15 protein-coding genes are annotated in these 18,184 nt (G+C 37.2%); 1 reads left to right on the forward strand and 14 read right to left on the reverse strand.

The features are described 5' to 3' along the window. Positions 1-7: 7 nt before the first annotated feature. From ACFOSX_RS09310 to fahA, 13 genes are all read right to left on the reverse strand, one after another. Positions 8-820 (reverse strand): carboxypeptidase-like regulatory domain-containing protein, encoded by an 813-nt coding sequence (locus ACFOSX_RS09310; protein ID WP_386099697.1) that lies wholly within the window; start codon positions 818-820, stop codon positions 8-10. Between the two features lie 192 nt (positions 821-1,012). Continuing rightward, a complete protein-coding gene (locus ACFOSX_RS09315; protein WP_386099700.1) occupies positions 1,013-2,851 on the reverse strand; it encodes a DEAD/DEAH box helicase in 1,839 nt (612 codons plus the stop codon). A gap of 324 nt (positions 2,852-3,175) precedes the next feature. Further along, positions 3,176-3,529: a hypothetical protein gene (locus ACFOSX_RS09320; protein ID WP_386099703.1), complete on the reverse strand. Its 354-nt coding sequence runs from the start codon at positions 3,527-3,529 to the stop codon at positions 3,176-3,178. Positions 3,530-3,677: 148 nt separating this feature from the next. Next, positions 3,678-4,856, reverse strand: a complete 1,179-nt coding sequence (locus ACFOSX_RS09325; RefSeq protein WP_386099706.1) for a serine hydrolase domain-containing protein — start codon at positions 4,854-4,856, stop codon at positions 3,678-3,680. Between the two features lie 104 nt (positions 4,857-4,960). After that, positions 4,961-5,821 (reverse strand): YitT family protein, encoded by an 861-nt coding sequence (locus ACFOSX_RS09330; protein WP_386099709.1) that lies wholly within the window; start codon positions 5,819-5,821, stop codon positions 4,961-4,963. A 72-nt stretch (positions 5,822-5,893) separates the two neighbouring features. After that, entirely contained in the window at positions 5,894-6,472 is a 579-nt protein-coding gene (locus ACFOSX_RS09335; protein WP_386099712.1) for a non-canonical purine NTP diphosphatase, read from the reverse strand. 92 nt (positions 6,473-6,564) lie between these two features. Continuing rightward, entirely contained in the window at positions 6,565-7,437 is an 873-nt protein-coding gene (locus ACFOSX_RS09340; RefSeq protein ID WP_386099715.1) for a DUF6630 family protein, read from the reverse strand. 106 nt (positions 7,438-7,543) lie between these two features. Next, positions 7,544-8,719: a hypothetical protein gene (locus ACFOSX_RS09345; RefSeq protein WP_386099718.1), complete on the reverse strand. Its 1,176-nt coding sequence runs from the start codon at positions 8,717-8,719 to the stop codon at positions 7,544-7,546. A 227-nt stretch (positions 8,720-8,946) separates the two neighbouring features. Beyond that, a complete protein-coding gene (locus ACFOSX_RS09350; protein WP_386099721.1) occupies positions 8,947-10,611 on the reverse strand; it encodes an ELWxxDGT repeat protein in 1,665 nt (554 codons plus the stop codon). A 158-nt stretch (positions 10,612-10,769) separates the two neighbouring features. Beyond that, positions 10,770-11,108: a hypothetical protein gene (locus ACFOSX_RS09355; RefSeq protein WP_386099724.1), complete on the reverse strand. Its 339-nt coding sequence runs from the start codon at positions 11,106-11,108 to the stop codon at positions 10,770-10,772. Positions 11,109-11,182: 74 nt separating this feature from the next. Next, complete coding sequence (locus ACFOSX_RS09360; RefSeq protein WP_386099727.1) at positions 11,183-11,806, reverse strand: response regulator; 624 nt, start codon at positions 11,804-11,806, stop codon at positions 11,183-11,185. Continuing rightward, on the reverse strand, positions 11,796-13,790 hold the full coding sequence (locus tag ACFOSX_RS09365; protein ID WP_386099730.1) for a tetratricopeptide repeat-containing sensor histidine kinase: 1,995 nt from the start codon (positions 13,788-13,790) through the stop codon (positions 11,796-11,798). The genes ACFOSX_RS09360 and ACFOSX_RS09365 overlap by 11 nt, the downstream gene beginning before the upstream one ends. An 87-nt stretch (positions 13,791-13,877) precedes the next feature. Beyond that, the gene (gene fahA, locus ACFOSX_RS09370) at positions 13,878-15,167 is read right to left on the reverse strand and encodes a fumarylacetoacetase (protein WP_386099733.1); all 1,290 of its coding nucleotides are present in this window, start codon (positions 15,165-15,167) and stop codon (positions 13,878-13,880) included. Between the two features lie 111 nt (positions 15,168-15,278). Between fahA and ACFOSX_RS09375 the strand changes: the two genes are divergently transcribed. Next, positions 15,279-16,553, forward strand: a complete 1,275-nt coding sequence (locus ACFOSX_RS09375; protein ID WP_386099736.1) for a serine hydroxymethyltransferase — start codon at positions 15,279-15,281, stop codon at positions 16,551-16,553. On the opposite strand, the gene ACFOSX_RS09380 is transcribed toward ACFOSX_RS09375, so the two are convergent. Next, a complete protein-coding gene (locus ACFOSX_RS09380) occupies positions 16,550-18,127 on the reverse strand; it encodes a hypothetical protein (RefSeq protein ID WP_386099739.1) in 1,578 nt (525 codons plus the stop codon). The genes ACFOSX_RS09375 and ACFOSX_RS09380 overlap by 4 nt on opposite strands. Positions 18,128-18,184: the final 57 nt, after the last annotated feature.

Raw genomic sequence — 18,184 nt, forward strand, 5'->3', positions numbered from 1 at the left:
AATATTGCTAATTCGATTTACGCTTTCGCTCCGCATTACGATTTAGAACCTTGTATTCTTCGTAACATTGACTAATGGCGTCCAACATTTGCAGGTCATTGGCAGAACGAATAAAATCGCGGGAATAGTTGCATTGGCTGACAATTTCATCCAAATCGTATTTATCAACTTGAAGTAAAACCGTAAGCATTTCACGGTCAAAACGAGAGGCGAGCTGATTTCTAATTTCATCATCTTGCTTCATTTTTTTGAGCTTTCGCATTTCATTCGGCTTTTTCCCGAACATATTGTAAAGCAAATCTGCAGGATTAAAAATTGCCCCCAATACTTTGTTCACCACATTGGTCTGTCCACCTTCATAGCCTTGATTAGGTAGACCCGAAATTCGGAATCTATTGTTACTTCTAATCGGGACGTTGGCCATATCTACTTCGAGATAACCAGTGAGTTTTAATTGATTAACTACGACTTCTTCAAGCGCTAACGCTGATTCTGTCATCGCAATCTCTGTGTTTCCAAATTTAATCCAGTCGTTAGTCACACGGACTTTAACCGATTTATACCCTAAAAACGATAAATGTAATGTGTCATTGACTTGCGCTCGAATTTCAAAAATCCCTTCGTCATTAGTAATCGTACCAATAACTTGATTAAGGTTAACGATATTAACATCAACCAATGGGCCATTGGTGGTTGTACTAATGATGGTCCCTCGTACTTTGGTAGGCTCATCGTTAGCGGTATCAGATTCTTGTGCCACTGCTGTAAAACCAAAGAGGAGCAGGGCAAAAAAGAGAATATATGTAGTGCGATTTAACACAGGCTAAAGGTAATAAACAAAATGGACTATTAATTCCAACTCCATTCTTTTGACGTAATATTAACAAGAAACTTGCCAAAAACTAAAAGCCGAAAACAATGTTAACGGCGTTTAGTTTTTGAGTCAAGAGATTTTAGTCCTTAGTCTTCTTCCCTTTGGAAAGATGTCCACATTAGGCGGACAAATAGGAGCTTATCTTCTCGAACGTCTCGGTCTGTCTGAAGGTGAAGCAGAGCGCTTTCTTCCACCACCATCATCACTTCGGCTACGGCGTTTTCCTGAGAAACCACCACTGTCGTTAGACCGTTCGTTACTTCGTTTTGAGCGTCTATCGCCTCTTGGCTTGTCATCACTACGTCTACGACCGCGGAATCCTCCGCCACCGCCACCAGAGCGGCGACCACCGCCACCACGACCACTACGACCTTTGTCTTCTGAAACTTCCACATTGAAAAAGCGGCCTTCGTATTTAAAGTCGGTGAAGTAAGCCAACACCTTTTCCTGAATGTTCTTGTCCGTATTAAAGAATGAAAAACTGTCCTTTACGTCAACTTTAAAGACATCGTCACGACCTAGGTCTAACTGCTCTTTTAGGAAGTCTTTCATAGACATCCAATCGTAACCGTCTTTACGACCTATATTAATGAAGTAACGTGATTCGTTGTTGGATTTTCGAGGCTCGCCACCACCACTATCTCTTGAATCGACAACCGATAAATCCTTCGATTTTTGGTAATAATTGAAGAAACGGTTGAATTCTACAGAGAAGAATTTTTTGATTAAATCTTCCTTAGAAACGTCTTCAAACATGTCGTTGATACTGTCCAGATACTTTTCCATCTCATTGCCAGTCTCCGTGTTATGGACTTTGTTGGCAAGGGACATCAATTGTACTTCGCAGATTTCCATACCAGATGGAATCTCTTTCTTTTCAAACTGTTTTTTAATGATGCGCTCAATAGATTTGATTTTACGCAATTCACTTTTTGAAACAATCACCATAGAAACACCAGTCTTTCCAGCGCGACCTGTACGACCCGAACGGTGCGTATAGGTTTCAATTTCGTCTGGTAATTGGTAGTTAATCACGTGGGTAATATCATCTACATCAATACCACGAGCGGCCACATCGGTAGCGACCAACATCTGTATTTGCTTGTTTCGGAAAGATTTCATGACCAAATCACGCTGATTCTGGCTTAAATCGCCATGTAATGCACCAGCACTATAACCATCTTCAATTAAGTTTTCAGCTACTTTTTGGGTATCGCGCTTCGTACGACAGAAAATCACGGAAAAGATATCCGGATTGGCATCTGCCAAACGTTTTAAGGCTAAATAACGGTCTCTAGCGTTCACTAAATAATATTCGTGCGAAACGTTATTGGTACTTTCATTTTTGTTCCCGACGGTAATTTCCAACGGGTTATACATGAATTTTTTAGCTATAGTAGCTACTTCCTTTGGCATAGTCGCCGAGAATAACCATGTGCTTTTATCTTCTGGTGTGTGCGATAAAATCTCAGTAATGTCTTCATAGAAGCCCATGTTCAACATTTCATCCGCTTCATCTAATACACTGTATTGGATTTTTGAAATATCCACCATACGACGGCTAATCATATCCTTCATACGGCCAGGTGTCGCTACAACAATCTGCGCACCACGTTTTACCTGCTTGGCTTGGTCGGTAATGCTGGCACCACCATATATGGCAACTACATTTAGGCCGTTACAGTATTTACCGTAGGCTTTAATTTCGTTAGTAATTTGAAGACAAAGCTCCCGTGTTGGTGACAAAATTAGACCTTGAGTGGTTCTGCTATCGACATCAATTTTTTGGAGCATAGGAAAACCAAATGCGGCCGTTTTACCTGTACCGGTTTGTGCTAGTGCGACCAAATCACGGTCTTCTTCGTTTAATAAAAGTGGAATTGCTTGTGCTTGGACTTCACTTGGGGTTTCAAAACCCATATCCGTAATAGCCTGCAATAGGTCTTCATTAAGACCTAAATCTTTGAATGTGCTCATTCTTAAGTAAGTATTCGATTATATTATGCAGTGTTACATGAGAAGCGAATCGACATACTTAAACCTAAGACTTCTGGTAACACATCCTCACCCTGAGGAATTAATTAGAAAACCAGTCCTCTGGTTTTCAAGCCGCAAAGATACACTTTTATTTGACTTGGACGTTTTTTAGGTTACGGTTTCGATTGACAGATATGTCTACATCTAATCCCGATAGAATGTAGACTGGATTAAAGTTAAGTATGAGCCTAATTGACGCCATAAACTCCTGAGAAACTAAAACGCTACGTAACAGGTCCTGTTTGCATTTTCTGATTTAAATCATCAAATGAAATAGTAAAATCCTATTGAAATATTTATTAGAATACAAGCTAACCCTGAAACAAATTTCCATTCTGGTCTAACTCCAACGGAAACCAAATACAAAATTAAAACAAGTATCCCATAAAAACCAGGGCCAATAATATACATAAAGCCTCCATGACCAATACTTGCAGGCATATCGGCATTTAATGCGATTGCTATCGATAGAATTATCGATAGAAATATCGCCATTGCCATAAGAATTGTAACAGTCGTATATGGTTTTTCTTTATTATCCTTGTCTAGTTGAGCTTTGGCTGAAAAAATTGGATATAAAATAAACGATATTAAAATTCCGATTATCAAATAAGTCAAATTCTTTTTTTTAATGCTGAGATACACTCAGATTTGTTTGTCCATTTCGATAGCCACACCAACTTTCTTATCAAAAGAAAGAGAAGTAAACTTTTTTAAATTAACAATAAATAATAACGCTTATTGATTTTAATTTCATGTAAATAACCTACCACTCATAAACCTTTACCACACTTCTAAAAATTTCTGTGATGATGTCATAGTTTTCGGAGTTAACCATCACGACTACGCCATTTCCATCTTCTAAACTGGCATAATAATGACACTTAAAGCCTTCATTACTACCACCGTGTTGAAAGTACTTTTCGCCTAAAATTTCAGAAATGAAGACACCAAAACCTGTGGCTTCTCCTTCTAAGAATGGTGTCATCATTTTTTCTGTCATGTCTTTAGATAGGAGCTTATTGGACTCGCCCTTTAAAGATTTCTGCATTTCAATGATATACTTTGAGAGGTCTGTAGGTGTCGTCCATAAGCCAGCGGCGGCCATTTCTGGGTAGACATGATATTTCGTTTTTAAAGGCTCACCTTTAGACCAGTGCCCAGTAGCTAGTGGCTCATCTTTTGGTGGTGGTTGCGTAAAAAAACTATCGGTCATTCCTATTGGATTGAGGATTTGCTCTTTCATATAAATACCGTAGTTGAGGCCTGTATTGTCTTCGAGAATCAATTGTGTAATCGTTGTGCCTCCTCCAGAATATTTAAATTTAGTATTAGGTTCAAAAAGCGATTTTATCTTCTTTGTATTTGTAGGTTTTTTTCCATCTAAAATTTGAATAGTAGTAGGCAATGCATCACCAACTTCATAACCGCCAAAACCATGAACCGATAGTCCGGCAGTGTGCGACAGTAGATTAGCAATACTTATTGTTTTACCATTGGCTTTTTTTCTGTTTTCAAAAGTCCAGTTTTTTAAATAGGTATTGATATCTGCATTTAAATCTATGGTATTGGTTTCTGCCCATCGTAAAACCCCGACCGCATTTAAGGACTTGCTTATAGATGCCGCTTGGAATAGCGTCTCAGTTGTTGCGGGGATTTGAGTTTCTTTATCTGCAAAGCCATAAGCTTTGGCCCAATCTAATTCGTAGTTTTTGATAACAGCAATACTCACAGCAGGCGTTTTGTGGACTTTCATCCGCTCCAAAAGATTTAGAGCTGTGCTGTTTGAATCTAATGGTTTATCCCGAAGACTATTTTCTACAGCTTTAATTCTGGCTTCTACAGCTTCGGAATAGGTGGGATTCGCTTGAGCAACTACTCCCGACATAGAACTTATAAGAATTAGTATGGCGAGTAATTTCGTAGTGTACTTTTGTTTTTTCATGATGAGTGTTGATTGAATTTTATATGCGATTGTTGAGGGATTTGTCTATAAAGTTATGAATTTCAGTGTTTTTAAGCTCATGTGATTCTACAATTTGAATTTCTTTAGCTCAAATACTTCTTCAGCTTACCACCTTTAATATTATTCACATCAAATTCTATGATAAAGGCTTCGTGGTCAATGTCATCAATGATACGTTCTATGCGACGTAGGTCGATACGGTTGATAACGAGATGAATGATTTCTTCCGTTTGGCGCATGCCTTTTTTACCGTAGCCTTTACCACCTTTGTACACAGTGATGCCTTGGCCATTCTTTTCGGATAATTCAAGTTGAACGGCTTCGCTCTTTTTTGAAATGACCATCAAACCCACGTAATTTTCAAAGCCTTGAATGGTAAAATCAATCGCCTTGCTCGTAACCAAGTAAGTGAGGATGGAATACATGGCGACTTCAGGAGTGAGTACCAATGCCGTTATTCCGAAGAGTACAATATTAAAGATGAGTATAACGGACCCGATTGAAATTCCGAAGTTATTATTAAAGAAAATACCTAGTAATTCCGAACCGTCCAACACCGCACCATTTTTAATCGCCAAGCCAATGCCAACACCTAAAAATAGCCCGCCGAAGGTAGCAATGATAAGTTTGTCGTCGGTAATGGATTCAAAATTTTCCACATGAATCATCACAGAAAGTACGAGAATGGAAATGACGGATTTAATGAGAATACGATTGGTAATCTTAAAATACCCAATGACAAAAAACGGAATGGAAATGATGGGTAATATGATAGAGGCCTTCACATCAAACACCTCACTCAACAGAATGGCAATCCCCGTAACACCACCATCTAAAAAGCCATTAGGCAATAGAAAAGCTTTAAGCCCAATGCTGGCCAAGGTTATCCCTATAGCGACCTGAATAAACTCGCTGACTTGGTCTTTTAGTTGGTATGCTTTCATTTTTTTAAGTTGTTTCTGCAAGTTAGGGCATCAGAACTAAAAATGTTAAGCAAAAGGCTCCATTTGTTGAAACTATACTAGATTATTTAAATACATAACCAGATGTCTAATAGCCTTTCCCCGATGTCCAATTCTGTTTTTTTCTTCTAAAGTAATTTCCGCAAAGGTTTGATTGTAGCCTTTAGCTTTAAAAATGGGGTCATAACCAAAGCCTTTATCGCCTTGTTTAGTTTTGGTAATGCTTCCTCTGCAAATCCCAGTAAAGGTTTTCAGCTTGCCATTAAGATGTAAGGCAATCACGGTTTTAAACTGTGCATCACGGTTGTCTTTATCAGCAAGATTCATCAACAACTTATTCATATTATCTTCGGAATCACGCTGTGGCCCGGCATAGCGTGCCGAATATACGCCTGGCTCGCCGTTTAAAGCATCGACTTCCAATCCTGTATCGTCCGCAAAGCAATCGTAGCCGTAGTGCTCTTTTAGGTACTCCGCTTTTTGAATAGCGTTACCTTCAATCGTTGGTTGGGTTTCGGGAATGTCCTCGGTACAGCCAATATCTTCTAAACTCAAAAGTTCAATGTGCTTGGGCACTAAAGATTGTACTTCTTTAAGTTTGTTGGGGTTGTTGGTGGCGAAGACAAGTTTCATTTTATTGTTTAGGAGTTTGTTGTTTAGTCGGTTAATTGTTTAGTCGTTCACAACTTCGTCGTAGTTTGGGTGGATGTGGTGTTGATTTGTCTTTAGGTGCAGTTTATTTTCATTTTCTTAAACTCAATTCCAGTGATTGATTCCGAAATATTATCTTTTTCAGACAGTTTGTGTAATAAAAGTACATATTGGTCACTATCTGTATCTAAAATGGTGATATCAAAATTCAACTTATTCAATACTTTTTTATAATCGCAAAACACATTGTCATAAGAAACAGATGCTCTTTCTGGATAATCATCAGGACTTGGAAGTTCAACTTTTTCTTTAAAGTTTTTTTCGAATGCTAAATTCAAAATCCAATTCAAATCCGAAATTCCGGCTTTCCAGTCTAAAACCAGGAAAAAAAATATCTTTTTTTGATTTAAAAACTCATGTACAAAATTCAGAGTTGTTCCATATTTCCAATGTCCATTATAATCCTTTAAAGTTTTTACGAAAGACTGAAATTCAGACAAATGTTCTTCATTCAGACAAGCTTGAGATAAATTCAAGTAACTTTCCTTAATCTTTTTTGAAATAGATTTTGGTTTCGGTTTGGTTCGGTTTAAAAATTCAGTTCGGGATTCCACTCTTACCAAACTCAAATCGTAATCAAGTTTCACAATTGAGTCAGGATGTTCTTCCCCTATTTTTGGTATTTGCGCGATGTAGTTTTTTAGAATCTGCTTTTTTCGTTTTCGCCCAAAAAGTCCAACGCTTTTTACTTTTTTAAATTCGTTAAAAAGAATGTTTTCATCCCATTTTCTGCTCGTTCCAACAATCAAACCTTTATCATAAGATTTGCCCGAAGTCATTCCAATAAAATTTGGTTTGTTTTCGGCAATATTTGGCAGTAAAAATTCAGAAACACAATTTCCGTGGATGTCTTTATTTGTATGTATGAATGTTCTGACTATGTTCATTTGGGTTTGTTAAAATTGCACCTAAAAAAGGGATAAATTTAATACAAATTTACCCCTTTACTATTCATAGACTTTTATAGCCATCTAATTTCCTTTGAACTTTGAACTAAATCCTATAGTCCTGTATAATCCGTTTCAGCTTTAATTTTAAATCTTCGCCAGAGTCAAAAACCATCTGTTCGTTTGTTGGAAACGGGATAGCTCTGTTTCGGATTAGGTTTAAATCGTCTCTGGTCAATGCGCGTTTGTCGCCTCTAAATCTTGCATAGATATTATCGAAAACAAAACCACTATCAATATCAAAACTATCGATGACTTCTTTATTCTTGAGGTCTGAAAAAATCACGCTAGCGATAATCTGAGAGGATTTTTGCTGTGCAAATTCAAACAATCGTGCTCGTACACGTACGATTTTATCTTCCTTCAGTTTATTACCTAAACTGTCGGTTTTAATGTTACCGTCTGCATCTTTTTGGTAACGCCAACCGTCAACGATATCTTGTTCTCTAATAATTTCGCGTTCGCTTACACGTTCTGGCGAAATATTGATTCGGGCTAACTGCAATTGCATGGCGTAGTCATAGTCCGCTTCAGGATTTGGATTGGCGTAATAGGCCATCCAAAACTGATTAAGACCGTAAGTATCAAAATCGAGTAGAGCGTCTTCCAATCGTCTTGGAATGACTTGTCGTGTTTTGTTTTCAATCGAAACCGCAACATGAATGGTTCCTCGCTCGTGGGCTTCGTCCATCAGTTCACGGGTTTTTTCGTAATTAGGATTGATGTTTTCAATATAATTCAATACATCGTAAGCCTCTCTAATGGTGGCTTTATCGTCCGATTCTAGCAATTCAATGCCAGTTTCGTAAAAATGGTCGGATACATTATCTCTAGCAACCGCTAATTCCGACGAATAATCTTGAAAATCAAAAGGTACATTTCGCCCTCTGTATTGCAAAGGCATTAACGGCTTAACCGCCTGCTGTCTTTTGTTAAGCGCCACATAGGTTTCGTAAATACGCTGAAAGTATTCAGGATTTTTAGAAGCTTTCAGCTCTTTTATGGCTTGCCAATCGCGCTCATTGGCTTTAACGTAGGCATCTTTGAGCAATGCCACGTAGTCTTGCTTTCGGCGTGCATCCTTATTGCCTTTTAACTTGTTAATAGCATCGTAAATGGCCTCATTGTAGTTGCCATTGTCTACAGCCTCTGCTACCCGTTTCTTGCCGGAGCAAGACAGCGCAAAAACCGTGATGATGAAGAGTAGTGTAATTTTTCTCATAATCTTAGTTTTTAGGGGTTTCTAACTAAGTATTTTCAATAGTGATGCCAAAATAGCATTTTGGATGTAAATAAATTAAAAAAGCACTCAATTTTGAGTGCTTTTAAATTCTAAATCTAGATTGGGACTAGGATAGATTTAGGTAAATAATTAATAGGGTTACAGAATAGAAGCATATAAGAAACAGCTCTAGTCTATATTTTTTATAAAGATGATAAAACCCCATTTTAATTATCAATGATTAATTTTTCCGTGTGACTCAATCCGTTTTCCATTTTAAGTTTTACAAAGTAAATACCTGATTTAATATCAGTTACATTAAACGTTTCGAAGCTTATATCTAAAATCTTTACGAGCTTCCCTTGTACATCATAAAGCTTAGCATCTTCTACATTGAATTTTGAATCTATGCTAAAACTATGCTTAGTTGGATTGGGATAAATTAAAACGGAATTTGATAGTTCAAATTCTTCATTGGACAATGAAGCGTCAATATATCTAAACAGCTCGCGTCCTGTTGCAGTAGTTGATGCTGAAAAGAACAATTGGTTACCTGCCACCACAAAATTTAAAGGGTCGCTACCAAAAACACCGGTTTCAATATCCTCAACTAAAACTGTACCTGCTGACGTACCATCTGTTTTCCAAAGTTCACGTCCGTTAACACCATCGTCCGCATTAAAATATAGTTCACCAAAATATTCTATAAAACCTTGTGGTGTACTTTCTCCAGAAGGATTTATATCTTTTAACATTACTGTCCCTGAACTTGTACCATCAGTAACCCAGAGTTCAACGCCGTTTGTGCCATCATCAGCACCAAAATAAAGTTTATTATTGAAAATAGTGAGATTGTCAGGACTACTGTTGCCATTAGGATTGATGTTAATTAGCATATTTGTAGTAGAGCCAAAACCTGTACTGGACCACAGTTCCTTTCCATTGTTACCATCATCCGCAGTAAAAAATAATTGATTATTATATACAATCAATTCATCTGCGTTACTGTCTGCATTTCCTGGATTTATATTTTTCAGATTAGTAACCGAACCGTTAGTAGTTATTCTGAAAATTTCATTTCCTAAAGTTGGTGAAAATGCAGTGAAATATAATCGGTTATTGAAAACTGTCAGATGTTCTGGATTGCTATCTCCACCGTTGGGATTAATATCTGTAAGCCTGGTAGTCCCGCTAGAAAGTGTATTTGTTTGAAAAAGCTCACGACCATAATTACCACTTGGTAAATTATTGTCTGCGGTAAAATATAACATATTGTTAAAGAGAGTGAAATCTTTAGGAGAAGAGTCATCATCCACACCATTATTTTCACCATTTAATTGTCCGAGTAAAGACGTTGTTGATGATGCATCTGCAAAGCATATCTCTATACCATTGTTGGCATTGCCTCTTTCATAATCTGCTGAAAAAAGAAGTCTACCACTTACCCCGTCTATTGTTGCAAAATTCATAGGTGAACTTGAACCACTATCATTTAATTCAAATCCGTAGGTATTTGTTCCAGAAGGTGTACCATCTGTTTCCCAAAGTTCAAAGTTAAGACCTGGGTTTGTACTATTACTTGCTGAAAAATAGACATTACCAGTAAGCTCCCATTTATAGAAACCTTGAGGCTCAGAATCGCCCAATTGAGAAATATTCTTTACAAGAATTGTACCGCTAGAAGTACCGTCAGTTTTCCACAATTCTATACCGTTAACATCATCTCGCCCAGCAAATAGCAAAATATTATTAAAGGAAATTTGATTTATAACATTGTTGCCATAAATAGGAATCCCATCTGCTACACCGGGATTAATATCTTTAACTAAATTTACTTGGGCTTGTGAAAGTGAAACTGCAAAAAGTGAAAAATAAAGTAAATTTTTAATCATAATAAATAGGTTTTAAGTGTTTCAGTAAAATTAGGAGGACAACCCTAGCGGTGTACTACCCTAATGGGTAGATTGTAAACTAAAAAGTGCCAAGTTTAATACTCGGCACTTTTCCCCCTCAATTGATTAAAAGCAACACTATATTACTCTTCCTCAAACTACTCTTCCTCTTCCAAATCAATAATTATAAAGTTTCCTTGGGTAACACCATCGTAATTAGTAACGGTATAATTGATTGAAACAGTTGTACTTTCGGAGTCATTGTAATTACCACAAAGACCAGAAATCTTTTTTCTTCTGAATAATTCTCCGGTATCCGGATTAACGTTTAAAATAGCACAGGGTTCTTGACTATCAATCCTGAAATGGACAGGCTCATTGCAATTGGCAGGTAAAAAACCAACGACTTGTTTATTGTCTAAACCAATTTCTGGAGCTGTAAGTGAAAGGCAAAGAAAGCAAACAAGTAAGAATGGAAAAAAAGCTAATTTTCTCATGATAAAGTTTTTAATGTTAATGAGATAAAATTAGCTATCAAGACTTATGCTTGATTTACCCGAACGGGTAGTTTTTAAATAAGATTTTCTTTATTGGCTTTTTGAATGGCTTCTATATTTGAATTGACTTGAAGTTTTATATAGATATTCTTTAAATGAAATTTTATAGTGTTTTTGCTAATGAAGAGGTTTTCTGCAATGTTGTCATAGCTATTGCCTTCAGATAATTGTTGTAGAACATCTTTTTCACGATTTGAAAGTTCAATCTTGCTTGGTTTTTTTTGAAATGATGTAACTACCATTTTTGCAATTTTTATACTCATAGGCGCACCGCCAGAAACACTTTCATGTAAGGCATCAACCAATTCTTTTGGCTTAAGATTTTTTGTGAGATATCCCGATGCGCCAGCACAAAGGGCATTGAATACCATATCTGAGTTTTCGTAAACCGTAACCATAATAATGTTGGCTTTAGGAAATACTTTTTTTATTGCTTTGGTGCCTTCAACACCATCCATACCAGGCAAGTCAATATCCATAAGAAATAGTGTCGCACCATCTTGTCTTAGATTTTCCAGCGCCATTTCACAATTGGTATACGTTGCCACGACTTTAAATTCTGAAGTGTTGTTAATTACCTCCTTAAAAGCTTCGCTTAAAGGTATGTTGTCTTCAATTATAACGACTTTATGCTTCATGTTTATCTTTAGTTTTGCCCTCAAAATAAACAGTAGTGCCTGTTTCTACATCTGAATTTATAGTAAGCAAACCTCCAATTTTTTCTGCGCGTTTTTTCATGTTTAAAATACCATTTGATGATTCAATTTCTTGGCCCGACATACCAATGCCGTCATCCCTGCATTCTATCTTTAATCTTTGATTATCATAAGTGAAAGACAATGTAACCATTGTGCATTTTGAATGTCTTAATGCATTTGTCATAGCTTCCTTAAAAATGAATATAAGTTGTTTATTCCAGTAATGTGGTAATTTGGCATCTAACACAATATTTTTTTGAACCATAAATTTAATGGGCGTTTTATTGAAGAAATCTTCGCCGAAATCCGACAAATAGGTCGCAACTTCTTCAATGTAATCACTATTGGACTTTAAAGAAAACACAAAGTCTCGCGTACCTTGATAGAGCCCATTAGCATCATCTGTGATTTGCTTTATTTTAGATTTTATTTTTGAATTTTTAATTGATGATTCACCACTTACGAGATTTGATAGCAGTGAAATACGAGCCAATTTGTTGCCAAGGTCATCATGAAAGTCTTGAGCAATTTCGTCTCTTACATCAGATAATTCCTTCTCTAGTTCTAACTGCTTGTGCAGTGCATCCGAAAGATTATTATTTATAAGTTTTACTTTTTTAAGTTGAAGATGTTTTGAGATTAAGAAAAACACCACAATAAAAGCAATGCCGACAACTAATAGAAAAGACAAATGATTTACTTCAGCTTGTTTGTTTTTTAGTTCTAATGCATCAATTCTTTGTTGTTGAGACAGGTTCTTAATTTCAGAATCTTTTATTTGCGACTGATATTTAACTTCTAATTCATTTAAAGCCTTTGACTTTGAAAGGTCATTTAGCTCTTTCATGTGTTCAATACGCTCTTCAATAGCTTTTAAAGCCAGGTCCTTATTTCCAAAGTATTTATAAGTTTCATAGGACAAAGTTGAGATAGCTTCCCCATATGACGCTTTGTATTTTAAATTCAACGTATTTAAAGAATCGAGATATCTATAAGCGAGTGGTTGATTGTTTTTTTTAGTGTATGATTTTACTAAAAGAGAATAGGCATTGATTAGTGAAGCGTCAGTTACTCTAACATCGGAATTTATTATTTTTAAGGCATAATCATGCGCTTTATTATAATCTCCTTTATGATTAAAATATTTTCCAAAGATTGAATAAAGGACATTTTTTCGACCTTCAAATTTATTTTTTGTGGCAATACTTAATGCTTTGGCTGAGTAAGTTAAGAACAGGTTTTCAAAATACTTTTCGTTGCCTACAATATAATTTTCTAAATATGTCTCAGAAGCGTCTGTGTAAATGATAGTTTCCAGATAGGCATCGTTAATTTTATGATTTTTTATTATTTGTAGAGATTTTTCAATGTACTCTAACTGCTTTTCTTCTTGTTTTTCCTCGGCGTAAATCCCAGAAATACCATAGTATGCGTTTGCCTCGGTTTTGTAGTCGTCAATTTGTTTTGAATATGTAGATGCGCTAACCATGTGTGATATAGCTTGCTTATTATCCCCAACGTTTTGAGATAAAGTCCCAAGCCTAAAATGAAAGTCAGCAATGCTTTTTTTATTATTTAAACTTTCGGAATGATTGAGCCCTTTATAAAAAAAATCATTGGCCTTATCATAATCTCCATTAGCAAAATGGCCAGTGCCAATATATTTTATGGATTCTAGGTATTGGTCATCATAATTAAGTGATTGCGATAGATTGAGTGCTTTAGTACCATAAAAGATAAGGGAATCACCTTTGCCTGATTTGAAATAATGAAACTTACCCAAATTAAAGTATGCTTCAATTAAACTAGAATCTTTACCTAGTTCAATTGCTCTAAGTAATTTTTTTTCTTCGCTTTGAGAATAAGTGAGTGTGTATGATATTATAAAAGCAGAACATAGTAAAAGTCCTCTAAGAGATTTCATTTAAGAGATTTAGCTGGCCTTAAAATTACGAAAACCTCCAAAAGCAAAAACCTACCCGATGGGGTAGGTTTTTTACTATGAAATAAATTATTTCTTCTTCGGCTCAAAAACCGGTAATAATTGTGTTTTTAATTGCCCAAATCCTATACGGACATCGTCGTTTTCGCAGTAGCCTCGCATAACGACCGTATCGTGGTCATTGACGAATTTTCGTTCCGTACCGTCTTTCATTTTAAGTGGTTTGGTGCCTTTCCAACTTAATTCTAGCATAGAACCGTAAGAATCTTCAGTTGGACCGGAGATTGTCCCAGAGCCCATCATATCACCTGAATTTACTGGACAGCCGTTGACGGTGTGATGCGCTAATTGTTGCGCCATATTCCAGTACATATATTTAAAATTAGAACGGCAGACCGTAGTTTCCTTTGAGCCTTTTGGAATAATACCAGCTTCTAAATTAATATCGAAGCTGTGTTTGCCTTTGGTTTGAAGATACTCCAAAGGTTTTGGGTTTTGCTTTGGACTTTCTACTCTAAAGGGTTCAAGAGCATCTAAAGTCACAATCCAAGGCGAAATGGATGACGCAAAACTTTTACCTAAAAATGGCCCAAGTGGTACGTATTCCCATTTCTGAATATCACGTGCTGACCAATCATTGAATAAAACCAATCCGAAAATATATTCTTCCGCTTCGTTGATTGGAATCGGTTCGCCCAATTCATTGGCATCTGTGGTAATAAAAGCCATTTCCAATTCAAAATCCACGAGTTTTGAAGGGCCAAAGACGGGTGTTTTAGCGCCTTCGGGCATAGTTTGCCCTTGTGGTCTATGGATAGGAATATGTGTTGTAATAATCGACGAACTTCTTCCGTGGTAACCTACAGGCATGTGCACCCAATTTGGAAGCAATGCATTTTCCGGGTCTCTAAACATCATACCCACATTGGTGGCGTGCTCCTTGCTGGCGTAGAAATCGGTGTAATCACCTACGTAGACTGGCATTTGCATTTCAATTTCATCCAATCGGAATAAAATAGTTTCCTTATGCGCTGTATTATTTTTTAGTGTATCGTTTTCAGCATCGAATATTTCGGCAATTCGGTTTCGTACCAAACGCCATGTTTTTCTACCGTCGGCAATAAAATCATTCAAGGTATCCTGAAGAAAGATATCATCGGTTAACGGAATGCCTTCAAAATAACCGAGCTGATGCAAGGCGCCAAGGTCTATAGCAGTATCACCAATTCGGGTGCCAATGGTAATAATATCTTCTTTGGTCAGGAACACACCGAACGGGATATTCTGAATGGGGAAATCCGAGTTTTTATTGACATATAACCACGAACGACGATTTGGATTATTGGCTGATAAAGGCATAGGTTTGGTGTTGATTAATTGTTCATATTATTCTATTCAAACCTACATAATTTTTGAACTTAAAACTAATGTTTCCGTATTTTTGGAACTCATTTAACACAATCTTCATATATGCAACGCGACGAACAAATTTTTGATTTAATACAAGACGAAAGAGAGCGCCAAACTGATGGCATTGAACTTATTGCGTCGGAAAACTTTGTGAGTGACCAAGTGATGGAAGCGGCAGGTTCTGTCTTAACAAACAAGTATGCTGAGGGCTATCCAGGTAAGCGTTATTATGGTGGTTGCGAAGTTGTGGATGAAGTGGAAAAGATTGCCATTGACCGTGCCAAAACTTTATTTAATGCGGCCTATGCCAATGTACAACCTCATAGTGGAAGTCAGGCGAATACAGCCGTATACCACGCTTGCTTAAAACCTGGGGATAAAATTCTTGGTTTTGATTTGTCGCACGGTGGCCATTTAACGCATGGGTCTCCCGTGAATTTCTCAGGAAAACTCTACAATCCCGTGTTTTATGGGGTAAAGAAAGATACAGGCTATATTGATTATGAGATGCTCTCTGACGTGGCTGAAAAGGAAAAGCCACAACTGATTATTGCTGGCGCGTCTGCCTATTCTCGTGATATGGATTTTGCGAAGTTCCGTGAAGTTGCCGATAATGTAGGTGCTGTGTTATTGGCTGATATTTCTCATCCGGCAGGTCTGATTGCCAAAGGTATATTAAATGACCCAATGCCACATTGCCATATCGTAACTACAACAACACATAAGACTTTGCGTGGCCCTCGTGGTGGTATGATTATGATGGGCGAAAATATAGACAACCCGTTTGGTATCCGATTAAAGAATGGCAATCTTAGAAAAATGTCTGGTTTGTTAGATTCTGGTGTTTTTCCAGGGAATCAAGGTGGGCCTTTAGAACATATTATTGCGGCCAAGGCAATTGCATTTGGTGAAGCCTTAACGGATGAGTTTATGCACTACATGCTTCAGGTGAAGAAAAATGCTGAAGCTATGGCCAAAGCGTTTGTCGCGAAAGATTACCATTTGATTTCTGGAGGAACGGACAATCACATGATGTTAATCGACCTTAGAAACAAAAACATCACTGGTAAAGATGCTGAAGAAGCCTTAGGTAAAGCTGATATTACGGTGAACAAGAATATGGTACCGTTTGATACGGAATCACCTTTTGTGACATCGGGTATTAGAGTGGGAACTCCTGCAATTACAACGCGTGGCTTGAAGGAAGATGATATGGTTTATGTGGTGGATTTAATTGATGAAGTCATCAACAATCGCGATAATGAATCTGTACTTCAAGGTATTGCTGAGAAAGTTAATGCTTTGATGGGGGATAGGCCATTGTTTGTGGCTTAGTCTTCCATAAAAATGACACTCTCATAAGCCCCAATATCTGGCGACGCAGAACGTGCGGTGCCTAAAATATCAAAAGGGACTTGGCTAGAAAAGATGCCATTGGCTAGACCATTTCCTGCTGAATCTTCTCCAATTCTTAAATCGTTTTCAAAGGGTAGTTTAAAGTCTGGGTCTTCATTAAAGATGCAACTGTCAAATAATGAGCCATCGTCAAATAAGTAATTAGCTGTGCCTTCAAGATTATCGTTATCAAAACGTAACAGGCAATTGGTAAACTTAAAGTTGAAATCATCGCCCAATTGGTCTAAAATGAATTCGGGATTATCATTACCGTAGATGATACAGTTATTGAAGTTGGCTTCAGTTAATGGATTGGTCTGTATGGTATTCTCATCAACCTGAACAAAATCATTTAACAATACAGACGGGAAATCCCTAAAACTATTGTCCCAGTAATTGGCCAAAGTGCTGTGAGTAAAATTATATCTTCCGCCTACCGTTCCTGCAAAAGAGGCTTGTCCGGAATTGTTGATGACCACGTTTTCGCCAGAAATTGAAGTGGCACGTCCCAAAATCCCGAAAGCACTTGAATTATAAATCTGTGAGTTGGTGATGTTCAGTTTATCAGACATCGCATCATCATTGCCTTCAGAAAGAATGCCAATCGTTGCATTTTTGATTGTGGCGTAGTTGATGCTGTTATTCATACTGCCGTTAAATAACCAAATGGTACCCCATTGACCAGGAACATCTTCAAACAGCGGTTCTAATCGGTCGCCTTCAAAAATGACTTGATTCTCTAATAATTCATCGTCCGTACTTAATTCTCCATTAATCTGAAGGCTTGCATTATTGGTAATAAGTAACCCGGATTCTGAATGGAAATGAACACGTGCGCCAGCATCAATGGTTAGGGTTTGTCCTTCATTAACGGTAGCATAACCGTAAATAACATAAGGCTTTTCATTGGTGAAATTAAGTTCAGAATCTTCGAGAAAACGCCCTTGAAAGGTGGTTTCGTCGGGAGTGCCATCGCCATCAACATCAAAAGTAAGGGTTTCAAAAACGTTGGATTCCCCTTCAAACGGGGGATAGATAAAAACAGCGTCTTTCACTAAAGTTACTAGGTCGACATCTTGCTGATTACTCCCACCATCGAATAATATTCGGTCGGTGTAGAGAAATTCATTGTCGAGCGCAGATAGTGTGTTGATATCGATAGTCGTTTCAATAAAAATAAATAGACTATCATTGGCTAGAAGTTCAATATCCTCAAAAAATTTGCCTTGTTGGTCTTCGTCCAGTCCCGTTTGCCCATCGACATTCATACGGTAAAAAGAGGCCGTACCACGTTCTAATTGTATGGTAGGAATGACGATATCTTCATCAGAACGGTTATAGACTTTTAAATTATAAGTACTAGAACCAATATTGTTAAAAACGGTATCTAAATACACGGTATCCCTTGCAAATTCTAGGTTTCCTGTACTTGGGGAGAATTCAAAATCATTACGACAAGAACTCCAAAAGACTAAAACGAGTAAGACTAGAATGGGATAGAGGATGCGTTTCATACACAAGTTTGGTTTGCGAGTTAAAAATATAACTTTTGAAACAATCCTTTAGTATGG

Source organism: Winogradskyella maritima (assembly GCF_042650215.1).
Taxonomy (GTDB): Bacteria; Bacteroidota; Bacteroidia; order Flavobacteriales; family Flavobacteriaceae; genus Winogradskyella; species Winogradskyella maritima.